Source organism: Parvibaculum sedimenti, from assembly GCF_009184905.1.
Taxonomy (GTDB): Bacteria; Pseudomonadota; Alphaproteobacteria; order Parvibaculales; family Parvibaculaceae; genus Parvibaculum; species Parvibaculum sedimenti.
In genome coordinates this window covers 183,781-207,893 of sequence record NZ_WESC01000008.1, presented here as the reverse complement: position 1 = coordinate 207,893, position 24,113 = coordinate 183,781, and the positions used below count along the sequence as shown (strand labels likewise).

Below are 24,113 nucleotides of genomic sequence, written 5' to 3'. Positions count from 1 at the left end.
CTATGACCGCTCTAGGCGATAGAGAGAGAATGGCAATGGCGCGTGCTCGACATTCAGGCTTCTGTCGTTGAGAAGTTTCTGCGACACAAACTTCGCCGGAGCAAAAACCAGATTTTGCTTGTCCGGCCGAGACGCCGCTATCGCCTCCGCCTTGGTCAGCGTCAGCGCCGCGTCGCGCGATTTCAGAAACTCGATGTCCGGCCTGTAGATGAGCCAGATGTGATAGGCGGACGACTCGCCGAGATAGCCTTCGTTTCCTTCCACGACCATCGCCTTCGGGTCGAAGGCTTCATTGGTCGCCGTATGGAACAGGAGCGCGGCAAGCGTTTCGAACGACGGTAGCGTCTTGCCGGTGAGAATCTTGTCGAGCTCGACGGCGTCACCAAGCGAACAATAAGTGAAACTGCCGCCAAGTCCCTCGGCGCGTTCCTTCACGGCCTTTTCGCCGACAACCAGCAGCTCGCCGTTTTTCACGGTCTTGCTGATATTGTCGAAGCGATGGGCGTCGAGGTTTTCAATTCCGGCAATACGGTCCAGCAGGTCATTCGGGTTTTTGAGTTTGCTGAAGGTAATATTCTCCCGCAGCAATTCCTCCCGCTGCGTTCCGGAAAATTCATAGCCTTTGATGACGCGACGAACTCGTTCTGCGGTTATTTTGTCCGCATATTCTTCGCCCTCTACGAGAATAAACTTGCGATTTCCGTCATCGCTCTTGTTCGCAGCAAGGACCGCGTGGGCCGTAGTACCGGAGCCAGCAAATGAATCTAATACCAGTGCGTCCCGGTTAGGAACGAGCGATAAAACTTTCGATATCAAACGAGTGGGCTTCGGGTTCTCAAATACTGCCTTACCAAAAATGCGCTTTAGCTCGTCGCCGCCGTCGTCTGACGACCCAACATCCTCATAACTCCAGACGTCGATGGGCACCAATTGCTCGGCTTCATCGAGAAAAAGCTTAAGGCGCGGATACTCGGCGTCTCCTTTTTCTCCCCACCAAAGGCGATTTTCTTCAATGTGTCGTCTGTTTTCGTCGAGCTTGTATTTCCAAGCATGCGTAGGGTGCTCGACCATCTTGCCGGTAAAAGGATTCTTTATCGGATAAACGAGTCTCTTGCGCTGCTCGCGCGTCGCCGGATTAACATAAGAAGATGTCATCCACGGACCGCGCGGGTCATTGTCAGGGTTCGTGTAGTTGGAATCTGATTTTTCAGTCCGGGGTTCTTTGACAGTGTCCAATGCGATAGTTTTTCGATAGACCAGCAGCGTGTCTTTCAAAGAGTAGAACATTTTTGCGTTGTTGCTGCGCGTATAGCGCTTCACCCACGCGATGTTCGCTACAAATCCGCTTTCACCGAATATTTCGTCCAACATCAATCGCGCACGATGAGACTCATTGTCGTCGAGCGTCATCCACAAGCTGCCTTGTTCAGACATCAATTCGTGAAGAAGTTTGACGCGTGGATACATCATTGCGAGCCATTTATCGTGGCGCAGACCGTCATCAAGGCCGATGGGATTTGCCTTGAGCCACTCCTTCATAATCGGGCTATTCACATTGTCGTTGTAAGCCCAACCTTCGTTGCCCGTGTTGTAAGGCGGGTCTATGAAGACGCAATCGACTTTCCCCGCATACATCGGCAGGAGCGCCTTCAGCGCGTGGAGATTGTCGCCGTGGATGATGAGGTTGCCGTCGAGATGCGTTCCGCCGATGGATTTCTTCGCGTGGGGAACCAGCGGCCTGAAAGGCACGGACAGGTGGTGGTTATAGACAAATTCCTTGCCCTTGAATATCAGCTCCGGCATACGACCCCCACTCGCCTTTCCCGGTGCGTTCGTCTCGGAATAATCGGCGGCGCGTTGAAATCCAGCAGCGGAAGGGCGATAAGCCCCTCCGCTCCCCATTTGATTGATAGCCTACACAGATTCGGCGGGGAAGGTCGCGCTATCGCGTCAGCGTTCCCGGCCCCGGTCGGCCTCGCGCTGCCTCGGTCTGGCGCTGGCAGCAGGGAGGCGCAATTTCGACCAGTTGCCCGCCCGCATAAGCAGGGCGGCGGCGCGCAGCCGGGCCGCGTTGAGCAAATGAACGAGGCTCGACTCGACGCGCCTCAACGCCGAGGGACGAAACCGCCACCTCTCACGCCCGGCCTCCGTCAGCGGCCCAACAGCCGGTCGAGCAGCGTCCGATTGCGAGGCCGCTGGTTCGCCTCGGCGACTTTCCGCATTTGCGCCAGCAGTTCCTGACAGGCCGCGAATGTCTGCCCCGCTTTCAGGGCGAGGTCCGCGACCTTCCGGTTCTCGGCCCTGATGTCGGCCAAAGTCGAAGTCGCCGACTTCGCGACCTGAAGATTCCGCTGCTGAAGCTTCAGCAGGAACTCCGTCATCTCGTCTTCCATTTGCCGTGGTCTCCTTCAGTTGCCGTTTCAGCCCGTTGATAGTTCGAATCTGGTCATTGGTCTGGTCCCGCGTCTGCCCCTCGTCGATGTCCTTCCACCGGACTTCCCGACCGCGTTCGTCAATCTTGTCTCTACTTCTCAAGTCCCAGCCTCTGGACCGCGCGGCGCGGGCGGCGGCTCCTTCGTGAAGCGTTGGCAGTTCCTCCCGGCCCTGCTTCGCCAACGACCTGTGGTCGATGGGCGGCGCGACACCCGCCATCATCCGATTATGAAGCTCCGCCCATAGCGCCCGCGCTTCCTCCAAAGCGCCCCTTCGCGAGAGGCCGATGATTTTTTCCGCGCGCCCTCTCTTGCCGGGCTCGCGGGGCGCTTGTTCGTCGAAGAGATAGAGATGGGTGTGAGGATTGTGGGGCTTGTCGGTGTGGAGCGCGGCAATCCACGGGGCCACACCCTTGGTCATTTTTTCGGCGAAAGCTTCGACGAGTGCGGCCTGCTGCTCGCCGGGCGCCTCGATGGGCAAGGCGAGAATGAAGCACTCGGCCACGCGACCATTCCGCCCCGCCAGTTCTTCCCGCGCCGCCGCGAAGGCCGACAACCGGCTCCGCGATACCGTTTCGATGCCGGTTCGCGCGCCCAGCACCTGCGCGCTGTCGCGCAAGCAGGCATAGCAGAGGCGCGCGGCGGTCTTGCCCCGACTGCCGGGGTCCGAGTTGGAGATGGTTTTGAGGTTGAAACTGTAGAGGCTCAACCTTTCCTCCTCTCCCGAGAGCACGGGAAACTTCCGAAGGAATTTCCCTAAAGTGCGCCCTCGCTAAAACCTCACCGAACCTGCGGCCTCGTGCTTCCCTTTCTGACGCTCGCCCAGCCTCCGCTTGAAGGCCGACGCGCGCGGAGCACGGCTACCGCACTTTCGACTTCCCTAAAGATTTTTACGAATTCTTGGACATTCTTGCTCAACAAATCGAGCATCGCCCACATCGCATTTTTCCCTTCATCGGTCTTCGCTGCGCCGCTCAACTCGATAAAACGCTTTACATCATTGAGCGCGGTCTCGCCTCCCGCGAGACGGATGGTCGCCCATATAAGTCTGTTCGCTTCGACCAGCCCGAACGGCGCATCAAAGTCGTTCGTAAAATTTGCGGTGGCTTCGTCGCGCATAGAAAATCTCCTCACATTGGAACAATGGAGAAATGGTTCCGGCACCTTAAGCGGACCTTAAATTTCAGACCTCTCGTTTCGCACTAGCGGCGGATACGGCCCAGCGGACAAAAAATCAGTCAGCGGCGAGAACGCGGACGACATTTCCCCTAGGCTTGCGGGCATATGGCTTGAGTGGTCGAAGCCGCTTTTGCTTATCCACATAGAGGTGCGCCAAGCTGATGGGATATTGGAGCAGGTCGATAAGCGGCTTGAGGTCTTTAGCCTCGTAACCCTTAAAATAGTCGTCAGTGGTCCCGTTTTTGTGCCCCTGATGACCCATCACCCGCCGCACCATCACTGAGTTTCCCGACATATTCCGTTCAAGGAAGGTATCGAAGGTCGTACGCAGCGCATGAAAGTCGCGATAGCGGTCTCCCTGCCCTACGACATCGCGCCGGTAGTCTCCGAACCACCTGCTATATGCGTCGGAGAATTTTCCAGACTTGTTCCGCGCTCCGAAATCTTCGAATAGCCGATGGAAGCCTGCGGCCTCCGCCGCGTCCCTATATTCGAGGATGCCGATGCGTATCAACTCCTCGTGAATGGGAATGATACGAGTCGAGTTCTTCGTCTTGTAAGAGCGATCGCCGTCTTCATAGAGGTCGAAGAACCAGATGCCTTGGTGCTCCCGAATGTCTTCGACATAGAGCGTCAGCGCCTCGTCGGCGCGCAATCCGGCGAACAAGGCAATTAATGGGAGCCAAAATCTTGCGTCCTCTATGACGAATGCTCCCTTTTTGTTGCGCCGCTTTTCCGACGCGCATCCGGTCCAGACCGGCGAAGCGAACAGGGCCTCAAGGTGCTCCGGCTCCCACATCTCCCGGCCCACTTTGCCCTGCTTGCGCTTCTCCACCTGCCGTTTCGTCGCTTGAAGCTTATCGAATGGATTGCGCCCGGGATAGGCGCCGTTGCTGTGTTCCCATTCGAAGACGCCGCCGACCGTTGAGAGCGTTGCATTGATGGTCGTAGGGTCCAGACGCTCAACGAATTTCTCCGCCTCAGCGCGACGATATTTTGTTCCGTCGATTTCAATCTGCTGCTTCTTTTTGTCGGCAAGCTGCGTGGCAATCGTATCCGCCCGCGCTACGCAATCAGCCGGCGCAAGCCCGGTGTAAATCGATTTGCCGTGAAGGCGCGGAAGCCTCTCCAACACTTCACGGAAGCGGAGCGCATCACGCCTCTGGACGTGCGTGAAAGGAATGTCCCCTACAACGCGAATGAACAGGTTGGCCTTACTCGGATTCTTGTTGGCGGAATTCTCCGACCAGTCTCCCTTCCTCACCTTAGCGTCAGCATAGGCTTTGAAAACCTCGCTGAATGGCTTCATTGCGAAATCAGAAACGAAAGTGTCGATGGCCGCGAGCGGAACCCCTCCATTCAGACCGAAGGGCGGGACAACCGGTCGATAAACGCCTTCTTCGCGCTCGGCGTCGTACGCGCAGGCGGACGCAATCGTCGCCAGCGCCATGCGAAGAAGAATTTTTCGCCGACCATCGTCGCGCGGCATTTCGAGATTCCGCTCGGACAAATGCGCCTCGACGGTGGGATACGCCGCATCAAGACGATTGAATTCGAGCAAAGTCCGCCATACCTCCGCGTCGTCGTCAGCGCTGGGGTGCATCCAAAGGTCTTCGTCCGCCCACTCGTTTCCATCGATGACCCATGGCGAGTAGCCTTGAGGGCGTGCAATACGATTCTGCTCGCCACGCGTCAGGATATCATTGAAGATGTCCAAGAGGAGCCGGTCGAGGTCGGCTTGTGTTGGTTCGCGTCGCTTCGCCATCAATGAAACCCGTAGCGCGAGGTCGTCAAAAGCGACAGCCACGCGGTGCGTGAGCCGCCGCGCTACTTCCGGGTCTTTGGTGCGAAGAGACCGACAGAAATGTGTGCGACAGACGAGCCGCGCCAATGCGTGGGGCAATCGCCGCCGCAAGTAGTAGATTCCATCACGCTTAATTATGTGTAAGTGCGCCGCCATTGAACCGACTCCGGTTGCGGCCTGTGGCACAGGTCTGTGCGACACAGGCGGAAGCGCCGGAAAAATCGGTGTTGCTTCAACGGGTAAGTTTGGCTGGGGCGGGAGGATTCGAACCTCCGTATGACGGAATCAAAATCCGTTGCCTTACCACTTGGCGACGCCCCAGCAGGAGCCGTGAGGTGCGTAGCCTCCCTGCGAAACGGGGCGGAAGATAGCCGCAACGGGGTGTGGGCGCAACCGGCGCGGGTTTACCGGATTCTCTCTATTTCGGAGTGCGGAGAGGCCTTGCGGACCCCTATCCGGGACGCTATAACGCCGCCTCAGATTGGATACGGAGTGTGGCGCAGTCTGGTAGCGCACCTCGTTCGGGACGAGGGGGTCGGAGGTTCGAATCCTCTCACTCCGACCAGTCTTTCCCTGGGTTTTCAGGGCGCCCGGTACCAGATCGGGCAGAAATTCGGGCAAAGCCCGGTTGCAAGGCGCCTTGTTGACCTTGTCGACGCGCCCCGCCAACACAGCCAGACATCCAGCAAAGCAGGGACCGCAGCAAGCCTGCGCAGGAAGCCTTTTCGCGACTGATTCCCTTGAGGCTCAGACTAGGTACCGTGAGGATAGGGAGGGCGCGCGGGGAATGGGCCGGATTGTTTACCGCTTATGATTGCACGAAGCGCTGCCCGATATGTCACCCAGGCTGCCGGGACCGGAACGCCGTTCTCATAGCAGCGCAGGACTATCTTGTCTGAGGCGTCGAGCGCGCTCTGCGCCCTGACGGAAATATTCGGAGCGAGACCCGGGCGCGAGAATGTCCCGTACCTATACATATCCCCCGGCGATGCCGCATCGGCCGGGACAAGCAGGTAGCCATCGGCCACCCGATCCACTTCCGGATCGGCAACGATCACGTTCTCGACAATTCCGTCCGACAACCGAACAAGTGCGCAACGCTGTGCCATGACGATTCCCTTGCCAGAACATCATAACAACGTACTCCGCAGCAGCACCACCGCTATCGTTTCCAGTGCCGCCCACCGGATTTGACACATCCTGCTCCACTTCTATAGTGCCCCCGCTCGATGGTTCCCGAGGCGCGCGACTTCGCGGCCGAAGGAGGCAAGAGGGAACGGGGTGCGGCGTCTCCAGCGCCAATTCCCCGGCTGCCCCCGCAACTGTAAGCGGCGAGGCCCGGTTCCACTAAGCCACTGGCCGTCATGCCCTTTTGGACATGACGCTGGGAAGGCGGAACAAGGCCGATGACCCGCAAGCCAGGAAACCTGCCGTCCAGCGCGTCATCTGCCGGTGGCCGGGGTGTGCCAGCGGGGCGGAGAGCCGCATCGGTGACGCGTCAGGTTTATATCCGCGTTGCATGCAATGCCATCGGAACCCTGCCGCGCCTGCCCCTGCCTACCCCCGTCTCGTTCTCATGTCCCTCCACCGGTCCTAGCGGCCGGGGTTGGCCGCGAAAGAGAACGGGGTACACGTATGAACTACTCATTCTTCGGCTGGCCTTTCCTGGCCGCCACATTGGGCCTGTCGGCATTCGCCGCCACACCCGCGCTTGCCGACACGGCAACGCTCCCTCCCGAAATCCTCGTCACCAGCGGCTCGGAACCGCTGCCGACCAAGGAAGTCGCGAGCTCCTACACGATCATCACCGCGCAAGAGATCGAGGCCCATCAATATCGCACACTGCCTCAGGCTCTGGCCTCGGTGCCGGGTGTGACCGTCATCCAGTCCGGCGGAACCGGCAGCGTAGCTTCGATCTTCATGCGAGGTACGAATTCCAACCAGACGCTCGTTCTCCTGAACGGCCAGCGTATTGGTGATCCATCTGATCCGCGTGGCGCCTTCAACGCCGCCAACCTGACGCTCGACAATGTTGAGCGCATCGAAATCGTGCGCGGGCCGCAAAGCGCGCTGTATGGCAGTCAGGCCATGGGTGGCGTCATCAACATCATCACGAAGCAGGGCAAGTCCTCGCCGACCACAACAGCGCGCATCGAAGCGAGCACACTCGGGACGCTCAACACGAGCCTCACTTCCGCGGGAAACGTTGAGGATACCAACTATTTTCTCTCGCTCTCCCGGCAAGCGACCGACGGCAATGACGTTACGCCGGCGCATCTGCGCTTCGGTGCCGGAGAAGAAAAGGATGCGAGCGAGAACATGGCCTTTTCGGGTCAGCTCGACCGCGCCTTCAACGAATATCTCAGCGGCTCCTTCTTCGTGCAGTACAATGACAATCGAATGGAGCTTGACGAAGGCGGATACAACTCCTCCTTCAATCCCGTGTTCGAGGATCTCGCCAATCGCTCCCGTGCGCAGCAGGCCTTCGTGACGGGCTCGCTCGCCGGCCGCTTCGCGGATGGTAAGTGGCGCCCGAAGTTCACCCTCGCCTACAGCCACTATGCGACGAACACCGTCGACTATCCGGATCGGCTCCTCGACGTCTATTCGGAGAATATCAATACGCGCGGAGAGCGGGTCAACGCCGCCCTCGACAATGCGATCGACCTCAGCGCGACCAACACGCTGACATTTGGCGCCGACTACTCACACGAATCCTTCTCGTCGAACGGCCTGCAGGATTTCGATGGATATCTCATCACGCCTGCGTCGAGCGCGTCGACCAACGCCTATGGCCTCTCGCTGTCCGACCACCAGACATGGGGCGAAAACTGGTTTGCGACGGCGAGCCTCCGCTATGACATGCCGTCAAACTTCAAGAAGAAGATGACCTGGTCAATCGCGCCGGGATACTACATCCCGTCGACCGACACCCGCTTCACGGCAAGCTATGCGACCTCATTCAAGGTACCTTCGCTTTATCAGCGCTTCGGCTACTCGATCTCGCAGAGCCCGCCCTTTCCCGCCTCTATCTATACCGGGAATCCGAACCTGAAGGCCGAGGAAAGCCGCGGCTGGGAACTCGGCCTCGAGCAGGGACTCGTTCCGGACATGCTGCGGACCGGAGTGACCTATTTCGACAACCGCATCGAGAACGCGGTGTCGATCGTCTATGACCTCGCCGGCAACTCAACCGCACAGAACACGCCTGCGTTCAACACGCATGGCGTGGAAGCCTTCATAGAGGCAACGCCGCTCCCCTCGCTGACCACCCGGTTGAACTACACGCTCACGGTGCTCGACGCCGACACGTTCAGCACAACATTGACGCGCCGCCCGCGCCATACGGCAAACTGGACGACAGAGTGGAAGCTCGACGAAGTCACCACCCTCGGGAGCGACATCAAGTGGGTAGATCCCTATCTTGATATAACACGAGACACCTTCGTCTACACGAAGCCGGGCAGCTATCTCGTGGTGAACCTCTCCGCATCGCGCATCATCGCGAAGGGCATCGAGCTGACTGCTCGCGTCAACAACCTGCTCGACCGCCAATACGAGCCGGCCAACGGCTTCCAGGCACCGGGCATCGAAGCGCTTGCGGGTATTGCCGTGACGTTCTGATCGAATGCAGAAACCAAACGGGGCGCGTGGAGAAACAATCTCCACGCGCCCTTTTTTAATGGCTATCGGCCGGTAAAGTTCGCCTTGCGCTTCTCGACGAAGTGCGCGACGCCTTCCTTGAAATCCGCCGTCGCAAAGCTCTTCTGCATTTCGCTGTCGCCAACCGCGAGCGCTTCGTTGAAATCCTGGAAGAGCGACTTCCAGACCTGTGCTTTCATTACGCCCATCGAGCGCGGTGAGACGGTTTCCGCAAGTGCTCTCGCGTAGTCCATCACAGCACCCATGAAATTCACCTGCTCGAAGACCTTGTTGACGAGCCCCATTCGTTCGGCCTCGTCGGCGGTGACCTTACGCGCCGACAACAGCAGATCGAGAGCATGGGCGGGGCCCACGAGGCGCGGCAGAAGCCAGGAAATGCCGTGCTCGGCAATCAGGCCGCGCTGCGCGAAGGCTGTGGTGAATTTGGCATCCGAACCAGCAAAGCGCATATCCGCATAAAGAGCGACGACGAGGCCGAGCCCGGCCGCCGGACCATTGATCGCTGCGATGATCGGCTTCTTCACCTGCATGAGATAGCCGAAGCGACCGCCATAATGGGGCGAGACATCCGGGCCCAATCCGCTCGCGAAATCGACTTCCTCTTCCCGCGCCGCCTGCGCAAGCTCGCGCTCTTCCCAATTGTCCGCCTTGATGCTTTGCAGAAGCCCCATGTCGGCACCCGCGCAGAAACCACGACCTGCACCCGTCACCACAATAACGCGGACATTGTCGTCCGCGACGGCAGCGGCCAGCGCCTGCTTCAGGCTCTTCTCCATCGCGGCCGTCCATGCATTGAGCTTGTCCGGGCGATCGAGTGTCAGAAGCGCAACGCGGCCCTTCACCTCGTATGTCAGATCTTCGTAATGCGGCATGGTTCTCTCCCTCTCCTGTAGGTATGCAAGCGGGCTGGCGCTCTTTTGTGACGCCTACTTCCAAGCCGGCTGCATTTCGGGGAGTATAGGCGCAAAGAGGCGCGAGGCTGAAGCCCGCCGCTGGCACAAGGAAAAGGACAAGACTATGCCGATGCCCGAAAAGGGGACCGATTGGGAGAGCCTAAAGCAGGAAATGCTGGCGCGGGCCGGCAATGACGTGAAGTGGCGCGAGGGCAAGACCGCCGTCTACGTCTTCAACGCAGGGCCCGATGTGGAGCGCGTGCAGAAGGAAGCCTATACGCTTTTCATGTCCGAAAACGGCCTTGGGCCGATGGCCTTTCCCAGCCTGAAAAAGATGGAGGACGAAGTCGTCGCCATGGGCCTCTCCCTGCTCCATGCACCAGAAGGGGCCGCGGGCAACATCACCTCGGGCGGCACGGATTCGATCACCATGGCGATGAAGGCCGCGCGCGACTATGCGCGCAGTGCCAAGGGCGCGAAGGGCACACTCAATATCGTCATTCCATGGTCTGCGCATCCCGCCTTCGACAAGGCCGCGAAGGTGATGGAAATCGAGGTGCGGCGTATTCCCGTCCGCGACTATCTTGCGGATGTGGAGGCGATGGGAAAAGCCGCCGACGGCAAGACGATCATGATTGTGGGCTCTGCGCCCTGCTTCCCCTACGGCCTCATTGATCCGATCGGCGAACTCGGCAAGCTTGCGGAGGCACGCGGCCTCTGGCTGCACGTCGACGCCTGCGTCGGCGGCTATATTGCGCCTTTCGCGCGCATGAATGGCGGCGACGTTCCGCCCTTCGATTTCGAGGTACGGGGTGTCTCCTCCATGTCGGCGGACCTCCACAAATACGGATATTGCGCCAAGGGTGCCTCGACAGTCCTCTTCCGTTCCGAGGCGCTCCGTACGCATATGATCTTCGATTGCGACGACTGGCCGGGCGGACGCATGATCACGCCGACGCTTGCGGGTACGCGCCCTGGTGGCGCCATCGCGGCCGCATGGGCCGTGATGAATTTTCTCGGCGTTGAAGGCTACCGGGCCAAGCACAAGCAGGTCACCGATGCCCGCGAAAAGATCGCGGCGGGCGTCGAAGCGCTAGGCTTCCGCGTCGTCGGCAATCCGCAGCTCGGCATCATCGCCTTCACCCATGACGAGATCGACTGCATGGCCGTCTGGGGCAAGCTGTTCGAACGCGGCTGGTTCACGAGCCTGACGACGGTGCCCGCGGGCCTCCACCTCATGCTCTCGCCCTTCCACCTCCAGGTGGCGGACACCTACCTCGCCGACATCGCCTGGGCCGTCGAACAGGTGAAGGCGGGCATGACTGGCGCGGCCCGCGAAGCCCGCTACAGCTAGGAACATGCGGGAGCCCACCTTACCTATGGGTTCCCGCCTCCACTTGCCGACAGGCTTGTAAGCCCGCCGGTCTGAAAATCGCCTGTACCCCCCTTCCCCGCCTGCTACACTTTCAGCAACAAGAAAAGCTGATGGGGAGGGACCAATGGCTTCTTACGTGCGTTCCGGCGCTCGCGCCGCGGATATTGCGACGCTCGGCGGGAATGCGGCTCGTGCCGCAACCGGCTTTGCCGAACTCGGCATCGGACATGGCGACGTCGTTGCCGTCTATCTTCGCAACGATCTTGCCTTCTTCGAGGCATCGATGGCCGCAGGCCTCGTCGGCGCCTATTCAACGCCCGTCAACTGGCACAATTCGCCGGACGAGGCCGCTTATATCTTCGAGAATTCGGGCGCCAAGGCCATCGTGATCCATGCGGATCTCTATCACACCATCGCGCGGGCAATTCCCAAAGGCGTGCCCGTCTTCGTTGTCGAGACGCCGCCGGAAATATTGTCTGCTTACGGAATTTCTACCGAGGCCGCGCATGCACCCGCAGGTATTGCGCTCTGGCATGACTGGCTCGCGAAGTTCCCGCCCAGGGCTCAAGGGCCTGACGAGGCGCCGGGCTCGATGATCTACACCTCCGGCACCACGGGCCATCCCAAGGGCGTACGCCGCAATCCGCCGACGGCCGAGCAGACAGCGGCATGGACCGCGATCATCGGCCATGTCATGGGCTTCAAACCGAAATTCGGCGCACCGGAGAACACGGTCACCGTCATCACCGGCCCCATGTATCACTCCGCTCCCAACGCCTACGGGCTTTATGCCTTCCGTTATGGGGCGAGCGTCATTCTCCAGCCGCGCTTCGATCCAGAAGAACTTCTTGCCACCATCGAACGCGACAAGGTCACCCATCTCCACATGGTACCGACCATGTTCGTACGCCTGCTGAAACTGCCCGAAGACGTGAAGCGCAAATACGACCTGTCGAGCCTGCGCTTCGTCGTTCATGCGGCCGCCCCCTGCCCGGTCCATGTGAAGCAGGCCATGATCGAATGGTGGGGGCCGGTGATCTATGAGTATTACGGCGGCACGGAAACGGGCGCCGTCGTCTTCTGCGACTCGAAGGAATGGCTCGCCCATCCTGGCACCGTCGGCAAGGCGATCGATGGAGCCGAGGTACTGGTGATCGGCGAGAATGGCGACGAACTCGCCAAGGGCGCGACCGGCGAAATCGTCTGCCGCTCCCACCTCATTCCGGACTTCACCTATCACGGCGACGACGAGAAGCGCCGCCGCGCGGAAAAACGCGGCCTCATCACGCTCGGCGATGTCGGCTATCTCGATCAGGACGGTTTTCTCTATCTCTGCGACCGTCAGAAGGACATGGTGATTTCGGGCGGTGTGAACATCTATCCCGCCGAAATCGAAGCTGAACTTCACAAAATGCCCGGCGTGGCTGACTGCGCCGTCTTCGGCATTCCCGACGAGGAATTCGGCGAGCAGCTCTGTGCCGTCGTGCAGCGCCAGCCCGGCGCCGATCTCGGCGAGGCAGAGGTCCGCGCCTTCCTGCGCGAGCGCATCGCCGGCTACAAGGTGCCCAAGCGGGTTGAGTTCCGAACCGAATTGCCCCGCGAGGATTCCGGCAAGATCTTCAAGCGCAAGCTCCGCGAACCCTATTGGGAGGCGGCAGGGCGTCGCATCTAAGGCGTCGCGCATTCTTCACGCACTGACATCTTGTCATTTTGTGCGGTGCAGCATATTATCAAATTGTATGATGAATCGGGCTGGTGCTTGGGTCCGGCTCATCGCAATTCGTCTGTATGCGTAGTCAGCTCTGTTCCGCAGCACGCCAGAAGCGCCTTGAGGCGACGGCAAAGGGAATGAGACGTCCAAGAGGGCTAGCCCTCTGATTGCAAAGGACGACATCATGACTGCTGCCCCCCGGATCGTCTTCGAAGCCTTGACTGGCGCAGAAACCCTTGCAGCCCATGCATGGGCACGGGCCGGCCGCGCCGTTCACGATCTCGCCAAGGCGACACTCAACTTCAATCCCGGCGACGCGACAGCCGCTGCCATTGCCGCTTTCATCGGGTTCTACGGCCTCGCCTTCGTCGGTCACGCGTTCGCCGTCTATTGACCCGCGTCCGAGCCTCGCATTCATGACCGATGGGCGCAGAGAAGCCTGATATTCTGCTTCGTCTGCGCCGCTCTCCCGCGTCAAGAACGATTACTTCGCGAGAGTGATCAGCATGCTCTCCGTGCCGCGCGCATCTGTCTGCGCCTTGGAAAGATCGCTCTCAGCGATGCCTGCCTCGGCCTCCTTGGCCGCCGCCCGGAGCGCGGCCTTGAGCGTGGCGTCCGATGCATCGGGGATGGCACCCTCTCCCATGCTTGCGCAGGGGTTCATTTCTTTTGTGTCAAACGCCGCATCCTTCGGATCCACCAGGCAATTGAGCGTGTGATGCAGGTGGCTGTGCACGCCGGCCAGATCGGCGGAATTCCCGGCGAGGTGCGCGTGTACCGCTGCGGCCGAAATCTCATGTTTGACGTCCGTCGCCGCGGCATAGGCTGGAGCGACGACTGATACCATCGCGGCTCCCGCTATAGCCGCCAGCAGCGCAACGATGGACTGATGCGTAGTCATAACCTTCTCTCCTTCATGTCGGATTGCCGACGAGGTTCACCGGCCGCTTATCCGGCACGGCGATTGATGTTCGCGCTGCGTATTTTTGTCGTCAGGCGCGGTTCACAATGGTTGCGAGCAAGCCCTGGATTCCGCCGGTGAGGCGAACCTCGTTTACGGCGATCTCGTCTTCATCGAAGCCGCCCTCCCGCAACGTGGAAGACAGATCGGCCGCCGCGAACAGCCGATGGGTGTCTTCGCTGGCAAACTTCCATTTCTGCATTGTCGATGCATCGGTGGCATAGATCGAAACCCTGCCATCCGGACGAAGCACGCGGCGCACTTCCTTCGCGATCGCCTGAACGTCGCGCCAGAAATAGATGACATTGACAGCAAGGATCTTGTCGACCGACGCATCCCCAACGGGCAGAAGATCGAAGCGACCCTGATGCAGGACGACACGTCCTTCACGAATGGCAGTCCGATTTCTTCTGCGCGCCTGCTCGAGCATGACCCGCGACTGATCTACACCATAGACCAGCCCCGAAGTGCGCGCTGCGGCCAGCTTGATCGCGTGTCCGGGACCGAAGCCAAGTTCAAGAACGGTGTCCGTCGACCCGATATGCAGCGCGTCAATCGCCAGCCTGTTCGGCGTTTCGTTGACAAAGCGCATAAGGCTACCGGTCAAAAGGCCGCCCATCCCCGTTGGATTACGGAGTTGCCTCCCGATGCTGTGCCACATCACGCTCGGCCCTGCCGCGACACATTAGCTGCGCACATGCGCTTCGGCCTTGGCAATCAGCTGACGAACTTCCTCGCGGCGCCCCGCATCCCAGACCGGGCGTTCCTTGTCGACCGGCGCATCCAGAGCGTGAACAAGGACGTTCCTGGCTTTGTCGTATTCGCCCTGCTCGACCAGAAAATCCCCGTAGAAATAGTTGGCATCTAGTCCGTTTGGGTCCTTCGCAAGAGCCGTCTCGAGATCCTTTCGGGCCATATCGTCATCTCCGAAGCCGAGCGGAGATCCGGGCACACGATAGTAGAGAACGCCGAGGCTCATGGATATGGCGCCGTTCAATCCCGACGGATCAATCGCAAGAGCGCGCTCGAACAACCCGCGCGCCTCCTTGGCAAGGCCGAGCTGCTGGAAGATATTTGCCAATGCGGCATTCTCGCTGGTGACGATGCCATCCCAAAGGAGTGGCTCGGCCTGTCCCGGATATTGCCTGACCACAGCGTCTGCCTGCTTCTTCAGGCTTTCGATTTCTGTGAGCTGTTCGCCTTCATCTTTCACCTGATACTTGACCCGGGCCCACTCGGCTTCCAGCCGATGAACATCCGCGTGCATAGAAGGCTGATCGGCGCTGGCCGGCGCAGTGGCGAACAAGGCACCGCCCAAGGCGGCCGCGAAGAGAAATTGATCCAGTTTAGGCATTGTCGGAAGTCTCGCTTCTATGAGTTGAACAGTGCTCTTGCCTTCACGGTTTGCGCCGTCAGACCGGCATCAACCAGCCGCGGCGCAACCGCGTTGAGCGCAACAAAGAAGCGCTCCGGAAGGCCGATAAAGAGCTCCTTCTTGCGGGTCTGTATGGCCCGGACGATGCGGCGCGCGACGGCCGTCGGCTCATCCAGTTGCATATTTGCCATCTCGACAAATCGTCCGACGTTTCCGCTGCTCAAACCGGTCCTGACCGCGCGCGGGGCGATGTAGGTGATGTCGATACCGGTTCCGCCGAGCTCGCGACGCAGCGCTTCGCTCAAGCCGCGAAGCCCTGCCTTCGCGCTCGAATAGGTGGCGAAGTGCGGGTAGTTGATCGACCCGAATATCGATCCGATATTCACGATATGGCCAGATCCACGTCTCTTCATGGAAGGAACGACCGCCTGCGTAAGCATCGCCGGTGCAACCAGATTGATCATATAGGTTGAGCGAATATCATCTGGCGACTGATCCTCGAATGGACCAAAGAATTGCGTGCCGGCCAGATTGATCAGAATATCCGGCGACCAGAGCGCAAGCGTCGCGGCGACATCCGAAATTCCCTCCATTGTCGACAGGTCTCCTCTGATCTGCATCGAGTCGGATGACCTCGTTTCCGAGCGGTCTACGATCACGACATTGGCTTGCGCCGCCCGAAGCTCTGCGGCGACAAGCGTGCCGATGCCGCCGGTGCCGCCAGTCAAGGCGATTTTCTTCTGGCTAAGCGGCATCTGCTTCCTCCGCATTGTGCGGAATGCTGCGGAACACATTCGCAAACAGAATGAACATGGCTTTCGCCATATGAATAATGGCGGCTTGATCGGACGGATCGTCGATACGATTCATCAGATTTTCGAGGAACTTTATGTGATCAATGTCGAGCGCGCCGTGAGAGAGAAGATAGTGAAAGCAGCTTTCAGACAGGCCGAGAGACTGCATGAGAGCGTGCGCTCCGCGCGAGGCCAACTGCATGCTCGTTCCCTCGAGAACGAGGACCATGCCGAAGAAACCAACTGGATTGACTCGCCCGACAAAGTCATAGGCATAGGCCACCATCAGTTCAGTCTCGAGCCTCGGCACTCCGTGACGCACGGCATCGGGATTGCCCCCCACATGCCTGATGTCATCGAGAATCCACTCTTCGTGGCCTGTCTCTTCCTCGATGTAGTGGCCGAGCAATTCGCGCAGCCACGCCTTTTCCGGCGGTATCTTTTGCGCCGCAAGCGTCATCAATGGCACCGTATGCTTTACGTGATGAAACGCCTCGGCCAGATAATCCAGATAGGCCTGTCGCGATATCTTGCCCTGAAGGCCGTCGCGAATTTGCGGAGAAGCCTGGAGATATTCGCGCTCCGGTGTCGTCTCGATGATCAGCGTTTCGAAGAAGCTCACATATTGTCCCTTCCGTTCGAGGCAGCGTGCGATGGTTGAATGGTAGGCGTCGAGGATGGCCGGTCGTTTGAGACGCCCATTGTCCGTCAGCTGCCCATTGATCGGCGTGAAGGGCATGACCTTGGCCCAGTGAACGATCCGGGCATAGTCGGGTAAATTCCGGTTGGCCTGCTCTACGGCGCGCGCAATGTCCGCATCGGTTACGTTGAGCGACGACGGCACGATCAGCGCGCCGAGCGCGGGGCGACCTTCGCCGAAGACGATGGCCTGACCGATCTGGGGCTGTGACAAGAGCTCGCTCTCGACCCACTCGGGCGCCACGTTCCGGCCGAATGCGGTGATCAGGATGTTGGACTTCCGCCCTTCGATATGAAGAAATCCGTCCTCGTCGAACCGTCCGATATCCCCGGTCGCGAGAACTCTCGGCATTGCCGCTTCGCCCACATAGCCAAGCAGCGCCGGTTGGAAAATGAGGATCTCTCCGTCGGCGGCGAGTTCGATGCAAGTATGGGGTAAAGGTCGTCCGACACTTCCGAGCCGGTTTCGATAATGCGTGTTGAACGCCACCACCGACGCAGCTTCACTCAGCCCGTAACCCTGAAACACCGGCAGCCCCATGGCTTCGGCCGTTTCGAGCAATGCGCGAGGTACCTTGGCGCCGCCGACCGCGATCAGTTTCATCGCGGGCAGCGATGTCGAAGTCGCGACAAGGGCTGCCAGAAGGCCCCGTAGAATTTCAGGCACCACAATGATGCTTGTGGCATCGCAGCTCTTCAGCGCCCGCACAAGCGTTCCGAAATCGGGGGAGAAGGTATTCGCGAAGCCGAGCTTCATCAGCGACGGTGCATGGTAACATCCGCCTGCAAGCAACGTAGGATACAATCCCGCGATATTTTCGAGGAGAATGGCGAGCGGCAGAACGGCACAATGGATGCCCGCATACTCCGTGCCGATAATGTCGACGAGGGAGATCGCAACCTGTTCAAGACCTTCCTGGGAAAGGCAAACACCCTTTGGCTGTCCGGTCGTTCCCGAAGTGTAGGTGATCTTCGCGGTGCCCGGAGGAAGATCAACGGGCCAGGCGTCGTATTCGTACCAGTGAATGTCGCGACCACACACAGTCATGCTGCCGGATGGGTTCTCATCCGCCAATGGCCGGTCGACGATCAGGTAGGATACGCCGGCCTGTTCGAGGACATGCCGGCGTTGAGCGGACGTAAAAAATGGCGGAAGCGGAACGACTGGCCGCCGCAGCTCCACAAAAGCCAGATCGAGCACAACCCAGGCCGCCGAATTGTCGAGACAATAGGCGATTGCCCCCGGCCGACGGCATTTGACCTCGAGCACCTTCGCCAGCGTCACGATCTCTGCCGACAATGATCCGTAGGAGAGGCTAACCGCTCCGTCCATCAGCGCTACTTCGTCCGGACGCTGCCGCGCGTGCTCCTGCACGGTTTCAAGAATCAAACTCATTGCAGTACCCCTTCCGCCGGAGGACACAGGCGGGCGAACAGACGTTGCAGATCGTCGTTGGATGAAAGCGGAAGGAACGGCTCCAGTTTGGAGAACGCCGGCTGGATTGCGCCGACCAGAACCCGCGGGTCGCGCGTGTAGTAGCTTCCCCACGCCACGCCATTGTCCGGCAGCGCAGCGGCCTTGGCCGGGGCGAGTTCCGCAAACTCGATACCAAAGAGCGCGAAAGATCGGCGCAGCGCCTTTGTGGCGGTCACAACCGCATAGGACAAATTTCGTTGCCGGAGATAGGCCGCAAGTGTCACGAAGAGAAAGACCGATGCGCCCTTTCCAGCGGATGCCAGATTTCCGATCTCGACGATCTCGTCCCGAGCCGTCGCGGCGCCCGTTGCCTTGCCGACGATTTTCTCGATCGGCGCATCCAGATAGCGTTCGAGAAACAGCGGCTCTTCTGCAGCCATGCGCAAGCCGACCGCTGCAATCACGTTCCCCTGCTGGTCCCGGACATTCACCAGCGTAGGATAATGCTGCGTGATTTTCGAGCCGTAGCCTTGTGCGTAGATATTCTCGATGAATTGTTCGACACGCTCGCGGCCAGGCTGAGACCATTGGGTGAGGGAAATTTCAGACGGAACAAGATTGGTCAGACGTTCGACGTGGTTCCTGTCCATGAAGAGCGTGCCGCAAATCCTTGCATCCGACCTGAAGGAAATTTCGAGCACTGTCATCTCCTTTGAACTCTGCGGCGCTAGACCCGAGTTGTAAAATCCGCTGTTCCGTCCTGTGATCACGAGCCTACCCATCCAAATTTCGAGTTGTGTGGAGAAGAGCACCGAACCCATGGAGATTGACGCGAGAGATGCGCCAGCCAGTGCGCCGCCTTCAGTAGTGCAGCTTCACGTCGACGTTCGCGCCCTTGTCCGCGAGATCGAAGGCGGAGGCGTCGAATCCCGGAGGACCGATAACGGTCGGATCGTTGGAGAACCCCCATCCTTCTTGCGGAAACATGCCCATTAGCAGATCGAGCTTCTTGTTGCCGTTCTCGTCGTGGTAGGCGATCACCGCATAGCGCCCTGCTGGTAAATGGGGGAAGGTGACCGAAACGTCGCCACTCGTCGCCGGGACGGACAGAACGCTGCGGGCATTCTGTTCATGACGAAAACCTTCGGCCTTCTCGTAAAGGGCTACACGGACATTTCCATCGCCTGGCCTAACGCCGTGGACCACCACCTTCAGGTCGGCGGCGGCCGCCGTGCTTGCCGCCATCAACGCCGCGAGACCGATCGTCGGCGCAGGCAATCGGTCGAGGATCATCGACCAGTTCAATCGAGCCATGGTGCCAAGCACTCCCCCTCCGCGGAGCGGACATCGCTCGCGGGCAGCCCGGACATCGACGGATCGCTCCGCACGTCCGGTTGTCGCTGCAATGCGAACCTACAGATCGGTTCTTCGAGTTGTGCAGAGAAGACAGCCAGGAATGTGGAGTTTCATCGGGCTGCGGAAGCAAAGCATCGTAAAGTCCATTGCCCGGTCCTTTGCTATGCCGCGCTCCGGTTTGTCGGCAGCGTCATCTCCACGACGAGACCTTTAGGATCATTGTCGCGTGCGCGGACAGTTCCGCCATGAAGAATCATGACGCGCTGACAAATTGCCAGGCCGATGCCAGAGCCACCCGTATTGCGGGCTCTGGCATCGTCGACGCGATAGAAAGGCTCGAACAATTGGGCAAGGGCGGCCGGTGGAACACCCGGGCCGAAATCATGCACCTCTATCACCACCTGCCCGTCGCCCTCTGCGCGAACGATGACGTCAACCGGTGTCTTCTCGGTTGTGTAAAAAAGTGCGTTCCTCACGACATTCTCGATCGCCCGGGCAAGCAGCTGGGCGTCGCCCATTACAAAGACAGCCGCCGTCGGCAAAAACAGATGCATGTCGTCTTTCCGGTTCGGCGCTTCATAAGTCGCATCGGACGCGATCTGCGTGATCACCTCGCAAATATCGACAACCATGAACTCGACGGCGTCAGCGGCTGTATCAAGCCGCATGAGCGTCAGAAGCTCGCTCGCCAATGCGGAGATATTGTCGATCTCGCGCTCCATGCGATCGAAATGCTTCGTCGTACGGCTGTCGTTGACGGATCGCCGAAGCAGGCCGAGCGCCATTCCGAGGCGCGCCAGCGGCGACTTGATTTCGTGGGAGATATCACCGATGAGGCGCTTTTGAGTCGCGACCGCGACCTCAAGTTCCTCCGTGCGCGCCGCCACCTTCGTCTCAAGCGTCTGGTTCAGCGCCTCCAGATCTTCCACAAATCGTTCTCTTTCGCCGGCCGCGCGCTGAAGGCTTTCAGTCATTCGATTGAAGGAACGCGCCAGTGTGCCCAGCTCGTCCGTGCTCGCCTCCGGAACCCTGACATCGAGATTGTCGGTCTCTGTGATTTCGCTGACGACCCGCGTCAATTCCACGACCGGCGCCGTCAGCCTGTTTGAGAGCCATCGCCCGACGCCGATGATCGGCACGGCCAATGCTCCCCCCAGCATGATGAGTTCCCCACCGATACGCCAAAGGAGATGCGCGGTCACATTCGTCTTCTGCAGGGCGAAAACCTGCCAGTGCCCGAGAATGCCTTTGCTCGGCGCGGAACGCCCGGCAACGATGTCGCCATCTTTGCCGCTGAGCCATGCCTGACGTTCATCGGCATCGGCACGACCCGCAAACGGGCCCCAGTCGGCCGCCAGTATCGATGTCTGACTACCAGTCGCCTTGAGAACCGTTGCCGTGTCGCCGCTGAAAAGCAACCGCTCGACACCCGCCCATGGATAGGTGAGCACCAGCCATCCGATCTGATAATTCTTGTCGAAAGTCCCGAACACCGGAATTTCCAGAGCGACGATATCGGCGTGCGAAACCGGATCCACATGCTTGTCGATGAAAACAAGATGCTTTTCCGGCCTTCTCCATACGGATGGCAGTTCGCCCGCCGGATTGTCAGCGCGCGTACTGGAAATCAGCCTTCCCTTGATATCATAAGCGTAGATATCGCCGCTCAAGTCATAGAGCCGCTTCAACCCGTCAAGCGTCGAATCGATGCGCTTGTCGAGATCGCCAGACACCAGATCGTTCATCACCTCCAGCTGCGACCAAGCGGTGAGATCGGTCGCCGCCGCGCCCAATACGCTCTCTACCCGCTCATATTTGCGCTGCGCCAACTCGTGCAGCGCCTGCATATTTGAATCCACAATGGACGTGGAGACGCTGGAATAGACGATGAATGCGGTCGACGCATAGGTCACGACATAGATCGCTACCAAAGCGGCCAGAATCTTGCGGGAAATCGAGCGACGTAAGAACTCGCCCGGACCGCCACTCCACTCCCTGCAAAGTCTATGGAACATGGTCGAGGACCTCTACTCCATCGACAGGCGTCGATGCAGATACATACCCGACCGCGCCCGGCACGCTGCGCACGAAAGCGAGCATCGCCTGCTCAGACTCCTGAATCACAGGCGGCGACTTTCCCTGGAAGTGCATCTTGTTCCAGTAGTCGACCAGAGCGGCATTGTCTTCACGAAGCACCAAGGTGGTGAACCTTTCCCGCGCCCTGCTCCCGAGCTCCCGATTGACGGGAATGACGTGGCTGCCATCCGGCCAGGAAATCATCCTCAACAGATAAATCGCGGAAATCTGCCTCAGTGTCATCGGCGCAATCGGGCCGACAGATGGATTGGCGATGATAAGAAGCTCTTCGGCCACGGCCACTTGCACCGTAAGCAGATTAATAACGACGACGAGGAAGAATGTGGCTCTTGCTATTGGCACGGTTCAGAATAGCACCGACCAGGACGCAAACAGTCCCGTCGGATTTACAGGGGTTCCACCGAAATTCTGCAGATATTCGAGTTTGACGACCATCACATCGACGGGATGATATGCGACGCCCACAAGCGCATCCTGCGCCGCCGATGTCTGGGTTCGGTCCATGAATGCCTCATACCACGAATAGGCCGACCATCTCGGATTGAACGCATAGGTGGCGGAGAGATATCCGCCAGACTCATCATCTCTGAGGCGCGTCATGTCTCCGCCTGAAAGACTTGAATAGGTCGCTTCCCCTTGCAGGGTGACGTTCTGAAGCGTGTAGCGAAAATCTCCGCCGACGAGCGATTGAGTTACACCGTGAAAGTCGACAACCCGCTGAAACGAAAATCCTACCTTGTCGAACTGGAGAATCGGAACGCTGACGTGAATCCCCTCGGCCATCTTGTGCTGTTCGAAGACCACGCCGCGCGGCTTTTCCGTCTCTTCCCAATCAGGTTGCCAATAGACCTGCATGTCGGGAGCGCCTCCCTCCGGATCGCTGTACAGAAGGGAAACGCCCTGAATGTAAGCGGCAAAATTCCGGAAGGTCACCGCAGGCCGCGAGGTCGCCAGAACAAGAGGCGCGGCATGATTCAAATTCCACTCGCCAACCGGCGCGAGCATCTTGCCCAAACGCAGTATGACGCTGTCGGACAGATAGGAGTCGTTGTAATAGCGCTCCAGAACCAGTTCCGCGCCGGTGTTGTTCTCCCCCGAATGGTCGGTGTCGGCGACGACAAGATGCGTCAGCTCCGCCTCCACAAAGGGATTTATGAGTTTCGAGATATGGCCGGCTGCAAAGAGGCTGAGGTCTTCGAGGGTGGCGGACTTCGGCCCTTGATCCGGCAAGGCCACCACAAAATTCATGTAGCCCGAGAAATTGAACGGCCCCACGTCATAGCCACTGCCAAGCTGATACTTTCCGCCTGCATATGCCGGGTTGCTTGTCAGACACGACGCAAGTCCGACCGCGGCAAGACCGACCGTCAAACGCGAGAGACTGTCGAACCGTTCAATCATCGACAGCGGCCCGCCGGCGGTCTCTGTCCGGCGTCGATGCCGACGGAAGTGCATAGAGATATCCGACATTGCGGATCGTCTTTATGCATGTCTCGACGCCGCCCGCAGGCACTATCTTTCGTCGGACCTTGCTCACCAGCGTGTCGACATTACGGTCGGCGGACGCGGCGTGCTTGCGCCCGAATACCGCCGAGGACAGTTCGTCGCGCGACACAATAATTCCCGCATTGCGCATGAGGTGCTGAAGCAGATCAAATTCGGCGGTGGTGAGCTCAAGACGTCGACCAATCGCCCATGCGCTGCGCGATGCGGCATCCAGGCGAATGTCACCGACCTCCAATTCGCCTGAAGACCCTGACTCTGCCGGGTTTGTGCGGCGAAGGACTGCTCTTATGCGGGCGATCAGTTCCCTGGGATTGACGGGCTTGGACACATAATCGTCTGCTCCCAACTCAAGACCAACGACACGATCGACATCACCGTCGCGCGCGGTCAGCATGATCACCGGAACCTTCGAACGCTGCCTCAACCTCTTCAAAACTTCGAAGCCGGAAATCGACGGGAGCATGACGTCGAGCACGATGAGATCATGGACATCGACATCGCTGCGCAAGCAGGCGAGGCCGTCATGGACGCACTCCACCGTGAAGCCTTCAAGCTCTATATATTCGCGCAGCAACTCTGTGAGTTCGACATCGTCATCGACTATCAAAACGCGGTACACGACATCCCCCTGTTCGCGGAAAATGGCAGAAACAATGACTGCCGTTCCGGAGAGCGAAAAATTCCGGCACTTTCGGTAAAGCCTCCCGCGTGCGGAGGCTTCTTTAAAGTTTGTCCGCATTTGGCGGTATTGTAAAAATTGCCCATTTCATAAGCAGCTACAGCGCTGCATTCTTTGCGACTTAAACAGATTCCTGTTTGGAGTTTCTTGGAGAATTAACGAGCGGAGACAA

The 24,113-nt window shown here is 59.2% G+C and carries 20 protein-coding genes, 2 tRNA genes, 2 pseudogenes and 1 riboswitch; of the genes and pseudogenes, 5 read left to right on the top strand and 19 right to left on the bottom strand.

Annotated features, from left to right (window positions below):
• From F2P47_RS10845 to F2P47_RS10825, 7 genes and pseudogenes are all read right to left on the bottom strand, one after another.
• Entirely contained in the window at positions 1-1,803 is a 1,803-nt protein-coding gene (locus F2P47_RS10845; RefSeq protein ID WP_152216367.1) for a site-specific DNA-methyltransferase, read from the bottom strand.
• 347 nt (positions 1,804-2,150) lie between these two features.
• A complete protein-coding gene (locus tag F2P47_RS17935) occupies positions 2,151-2,393 on the bottom strand; it encodes a hypothetical protein (RefSeq protein WP_246176840.1) in 243 nt (80 codons plus the stop codon).
• A gap of 217 nt (positions 2,394-2,610) precedes the next feature.
• Positions 2,611-2,937 (bottom strand): annotated as a pseudogene (locus tag F2P47_RS18140) (MobA/MobL family protein); the annotation flags it as partial.
• A 275-nt stretch (positions 2,938-3,212) separates the two neighbouring features.
• Complete coding sequence (locus F2P47_RS10835; protein ID WP_152216365.1) at positions 3,213-3,551, bottom strand: hypothetical protein; 339 nt, start codon at positions 3,549-3,551, stop codon at positions 3,213-3,215.
• A 115-nt stretch (positions 3,552-3,666) separates the two neighbouring features.
• A complete protein-coding gene (locus F2P47_RS10830; protein WP_185681066.1) occupies positions 3,667-5,376 on the bottom strand; it encodes a site-specific integrase in 1,710 nt (569 codons plus the stop codon).
• 33 nt (positions 5,377-5,409) lie between these two features.
• A pseudogene (locus F2P47_RS18135) lies at positions 5,410-5,571 on the bottom strand (DUF6538 domain-containing protein); the annotation flags it as partial.
• A gap of 90 nt (positions 5,572-5,661) precedes the next feature.
• Positions 5,662-5,736 (bottom strand) — tRNA-Gln (locus F2P47_RS10825).
• A gap of 167 nt (positions 5,737-5,903) precedes the next feature.
• On the opposite strand from F2P47_RS10825, the gene F2P47_RS10820 reads away from it, so the two are divergent.
• A tRNA-Pro gene (locus F2P47_RS10820) sits at positions 5,904-5,980 on the top strand.
• A 648-nt stretch (positions 5,981-6,628) separates the two neighbouring features.
• A riboswitch (cobalamin riboswitch) is annotated at positions 6,629-6,864 on the top strand.
• Between the two features lie 186 nt (positions 6,865-7,050).
• Entirely contained in the window at positions 7,051-9,039 is a 1,989-nt protein-coding gene (locus F2P47_RS10815) for a TonB-dependent receptor plug domain-containing protein (protein WP_185681065.1), read from the top strand.
• A 62-nt stretch (positions 9,040-9,101) separates the two neighbouring features.
• Here the strand turns inward: F2P47_RS10815 and F2P47_RS10810 are convergent, their stop codons facing one another.
• Positions 9,102-9,950: an enoyl-CoA hydratase gene (locus F2P47_RS10810; protein ID WP_152216362.1), complete on the bottom strand. Its 849-nt coding sequence runs from the start codon at positions 9,948-9,950 to the stop codon at positions 9,102-9,104.
• A 145-nt stretch (positions 9,951-10,095) separates the two neighbouring features.
• Here F2P47_RS10810 and F2P47_RS10805 point away from each other — a divergent pair, with 145 nt between their 5' ends.
• The 3 genes from F2P47_RS10805 (at position 10,096) to F2P47_RS10795 (ending at position 13,451) form a co-directional block, all read left to right on the top strand.
• Positions 10,096-11,325, top strand: coding sequence for a pyridoxal phosphate-dependent decarboxylase family protein (locus tag F2P47_RS10805; RefSeq protein ID WP_152216361.1), 1,230 nt, complete (start codon positions 10,096-10,098; stop codon positions 11,323-11,325).
• Between the two features lie 145 nt (positions 11,326-11,470).
• Positions 11,471-13,018: an acyl-CoA synthetase gene (locus F2P47_RS10800; RefSeq protein ID WP_152216360.1), complete on the top strand. Its 1,548-nt coding sequence runs from the start codon at positions 11,471-11,473 to the stop codon at positions 13,016-13,018.
• A 223-nt stretch (positions 13,019-13,241) separates the two neighbouring features.
• A complete protein-coding gene (locus F2P47_RS10795; protein ID WP_152216359.1) occupies positions 13,242-13,451 on the top strand; it encodes a hypothetical protein in 210 nt (69 codons plus the stop codon).
• 90 nt (positions 13,452-13,541) lie between these two features.
• Here the strand turns inward: F2P47_RS10795 and F2P47_RS10790 are convergent, their stop codons facing one another.
• From F2P47_RS10790 to F2P47_RS10740, 11 genes are all read right to left on the bottom strand, one after another.
• Positions 13,542-13,958: a hypothetical protein gene (locus F2P47_RS10790; RefSeq protein ID WP_152216358.1), complete on the bottom strand. Its 417-nt coding sequence runs from the start codon at positions 13,956-13,958 to the stop codon at positions 13,542-13,544.
• Between the two features lie 91 nt (positions 13,959-14,049).
• Positions 14,050-14,679 carry a class I SAM-dependent methyltransferase gene (locus F2P47_RS10785; protein WP_152216357.1) on the bottom strand — a complete coding sequence of 210 codons (630 nt, stop codon included), beginning with the start codon at positions 14,677-14,679 and terminating at the stop codon, positions 14,050-14,052.
• Positions 14,680-14,703: 24 nt separating this feature from the next.
• Complete coding sequence (locus F2P47_RS10780; protein ID WP_204886631.1) at positions 14,704-15,372, bottom strand: tetratricopeptide repeat protein; 669 nt, start codon at positions 15,370-15,372, stop codon at positions 14,704-14,706.
• 17 nt (positions 15,373-15,389) lie between these two features.
• On the bottom strand, positions 15,390-16,148 hold the full coding sequence (locus F2P47_RS10775; protein WP_152216356.1) for an SDR family NAD(P)-dependent oxidoreductase: 759 nt from the start codon (positions 16,146-16,148) through the stop codon (positions 15,390-15,392).
• Entirely contained in the window at positions 16,138-18,282 is a 2,145-nt protein-coding gene (locus tag F2P47_RS10770; RefSeq protein WP_152216355.1) for an AMP-binding protein, read from the bottom strand. Before F2P47_RS10770 ends, F2P47_RS10775 begins: the two co-directional genes overlap by 11 nt.
• Positions 18,279-19,124, bottom strand: a complete 846-nt coding sequence (locus F2P47_RS10765) for a thermostable hemolysin (RefSeq protein ID WP_152216354.1) — start codon at positions 19,122-19,124, stop codon at positions 18,279-18,281. The genes F2P47_RS10770 and F2P47_RS10765 overlap by 4 nt, the downstream gene beginning before the upstream one ends.
• Positions 19,125-19,164: 40 nt before the next feature.
• Positions 19,165-19,617: a DUF2141 domain-containing protein gene (locus F2P47_RS10760; protein WP_204886629.1), complete on the bottom strand. Its 453-nt coding sequence runs from the start codon at positions 19,615-19,617 to the stop codon at positions 19,165-19,167.
• 203 nt (positions 19,618-19,820) lie between these two features.
• The gene (locus F2P47_RS10755) at positions 19,821-21,674 is read right to left on the bottom strand and encodes a sensor histidine kinase (protein WP_152216353.1); all 1,854 of its coding nucleotides are present in this window, start codon (positions 21,672-21,674) and stop codon (positions 19,821-19,823) included.
• Positions 21,664-22,032 carry a type 2 periplasmic-binding domain-containing protein gene (locus F2P47_RS10750; protein WP_152216352.1) on the bottom strand — a complete coding sequence of 123 codons (369 nt, stop codon included), beginning with the start codon at positions 22,030-22,032 and terminating at the stop codon, positions 21,664-21,666. Before F2P47_RS10750 ends, F2P47_RS10755 begins: the two co-directional genes overlap by 11 nt.
• 69 nt (positions 22,033-22,101) lie before the next feature.
• Positions 22,102-23,157 (bottom strand): hypothetical protein, encoded by a 1,056-nt coding sequence (locus tag F2P47_RS10745; protein ID WP_152216351.1) that lies wholly within the window; start codon positions 23,155-23,157, stop codon positions 22,102-22,104.
• The gene (locus F2P47_RS10740) at positions 23,150-24,001 is read right to left on the bottom strand and encodes a response regulator transcription factor (protein ID WP_204886627.1); all 852 of its coding nucleotides are present in this window, start codon (positions 23,999-24,001) and stop codon (positions 23,150-23,152) included. Before F2P47_RS10740 ends, F2P47_RS10745 begins: the two co-directional genes overlap by 8 nt.
• Positions 24,002-24,113: the final 112 nt, after the last annotated feature.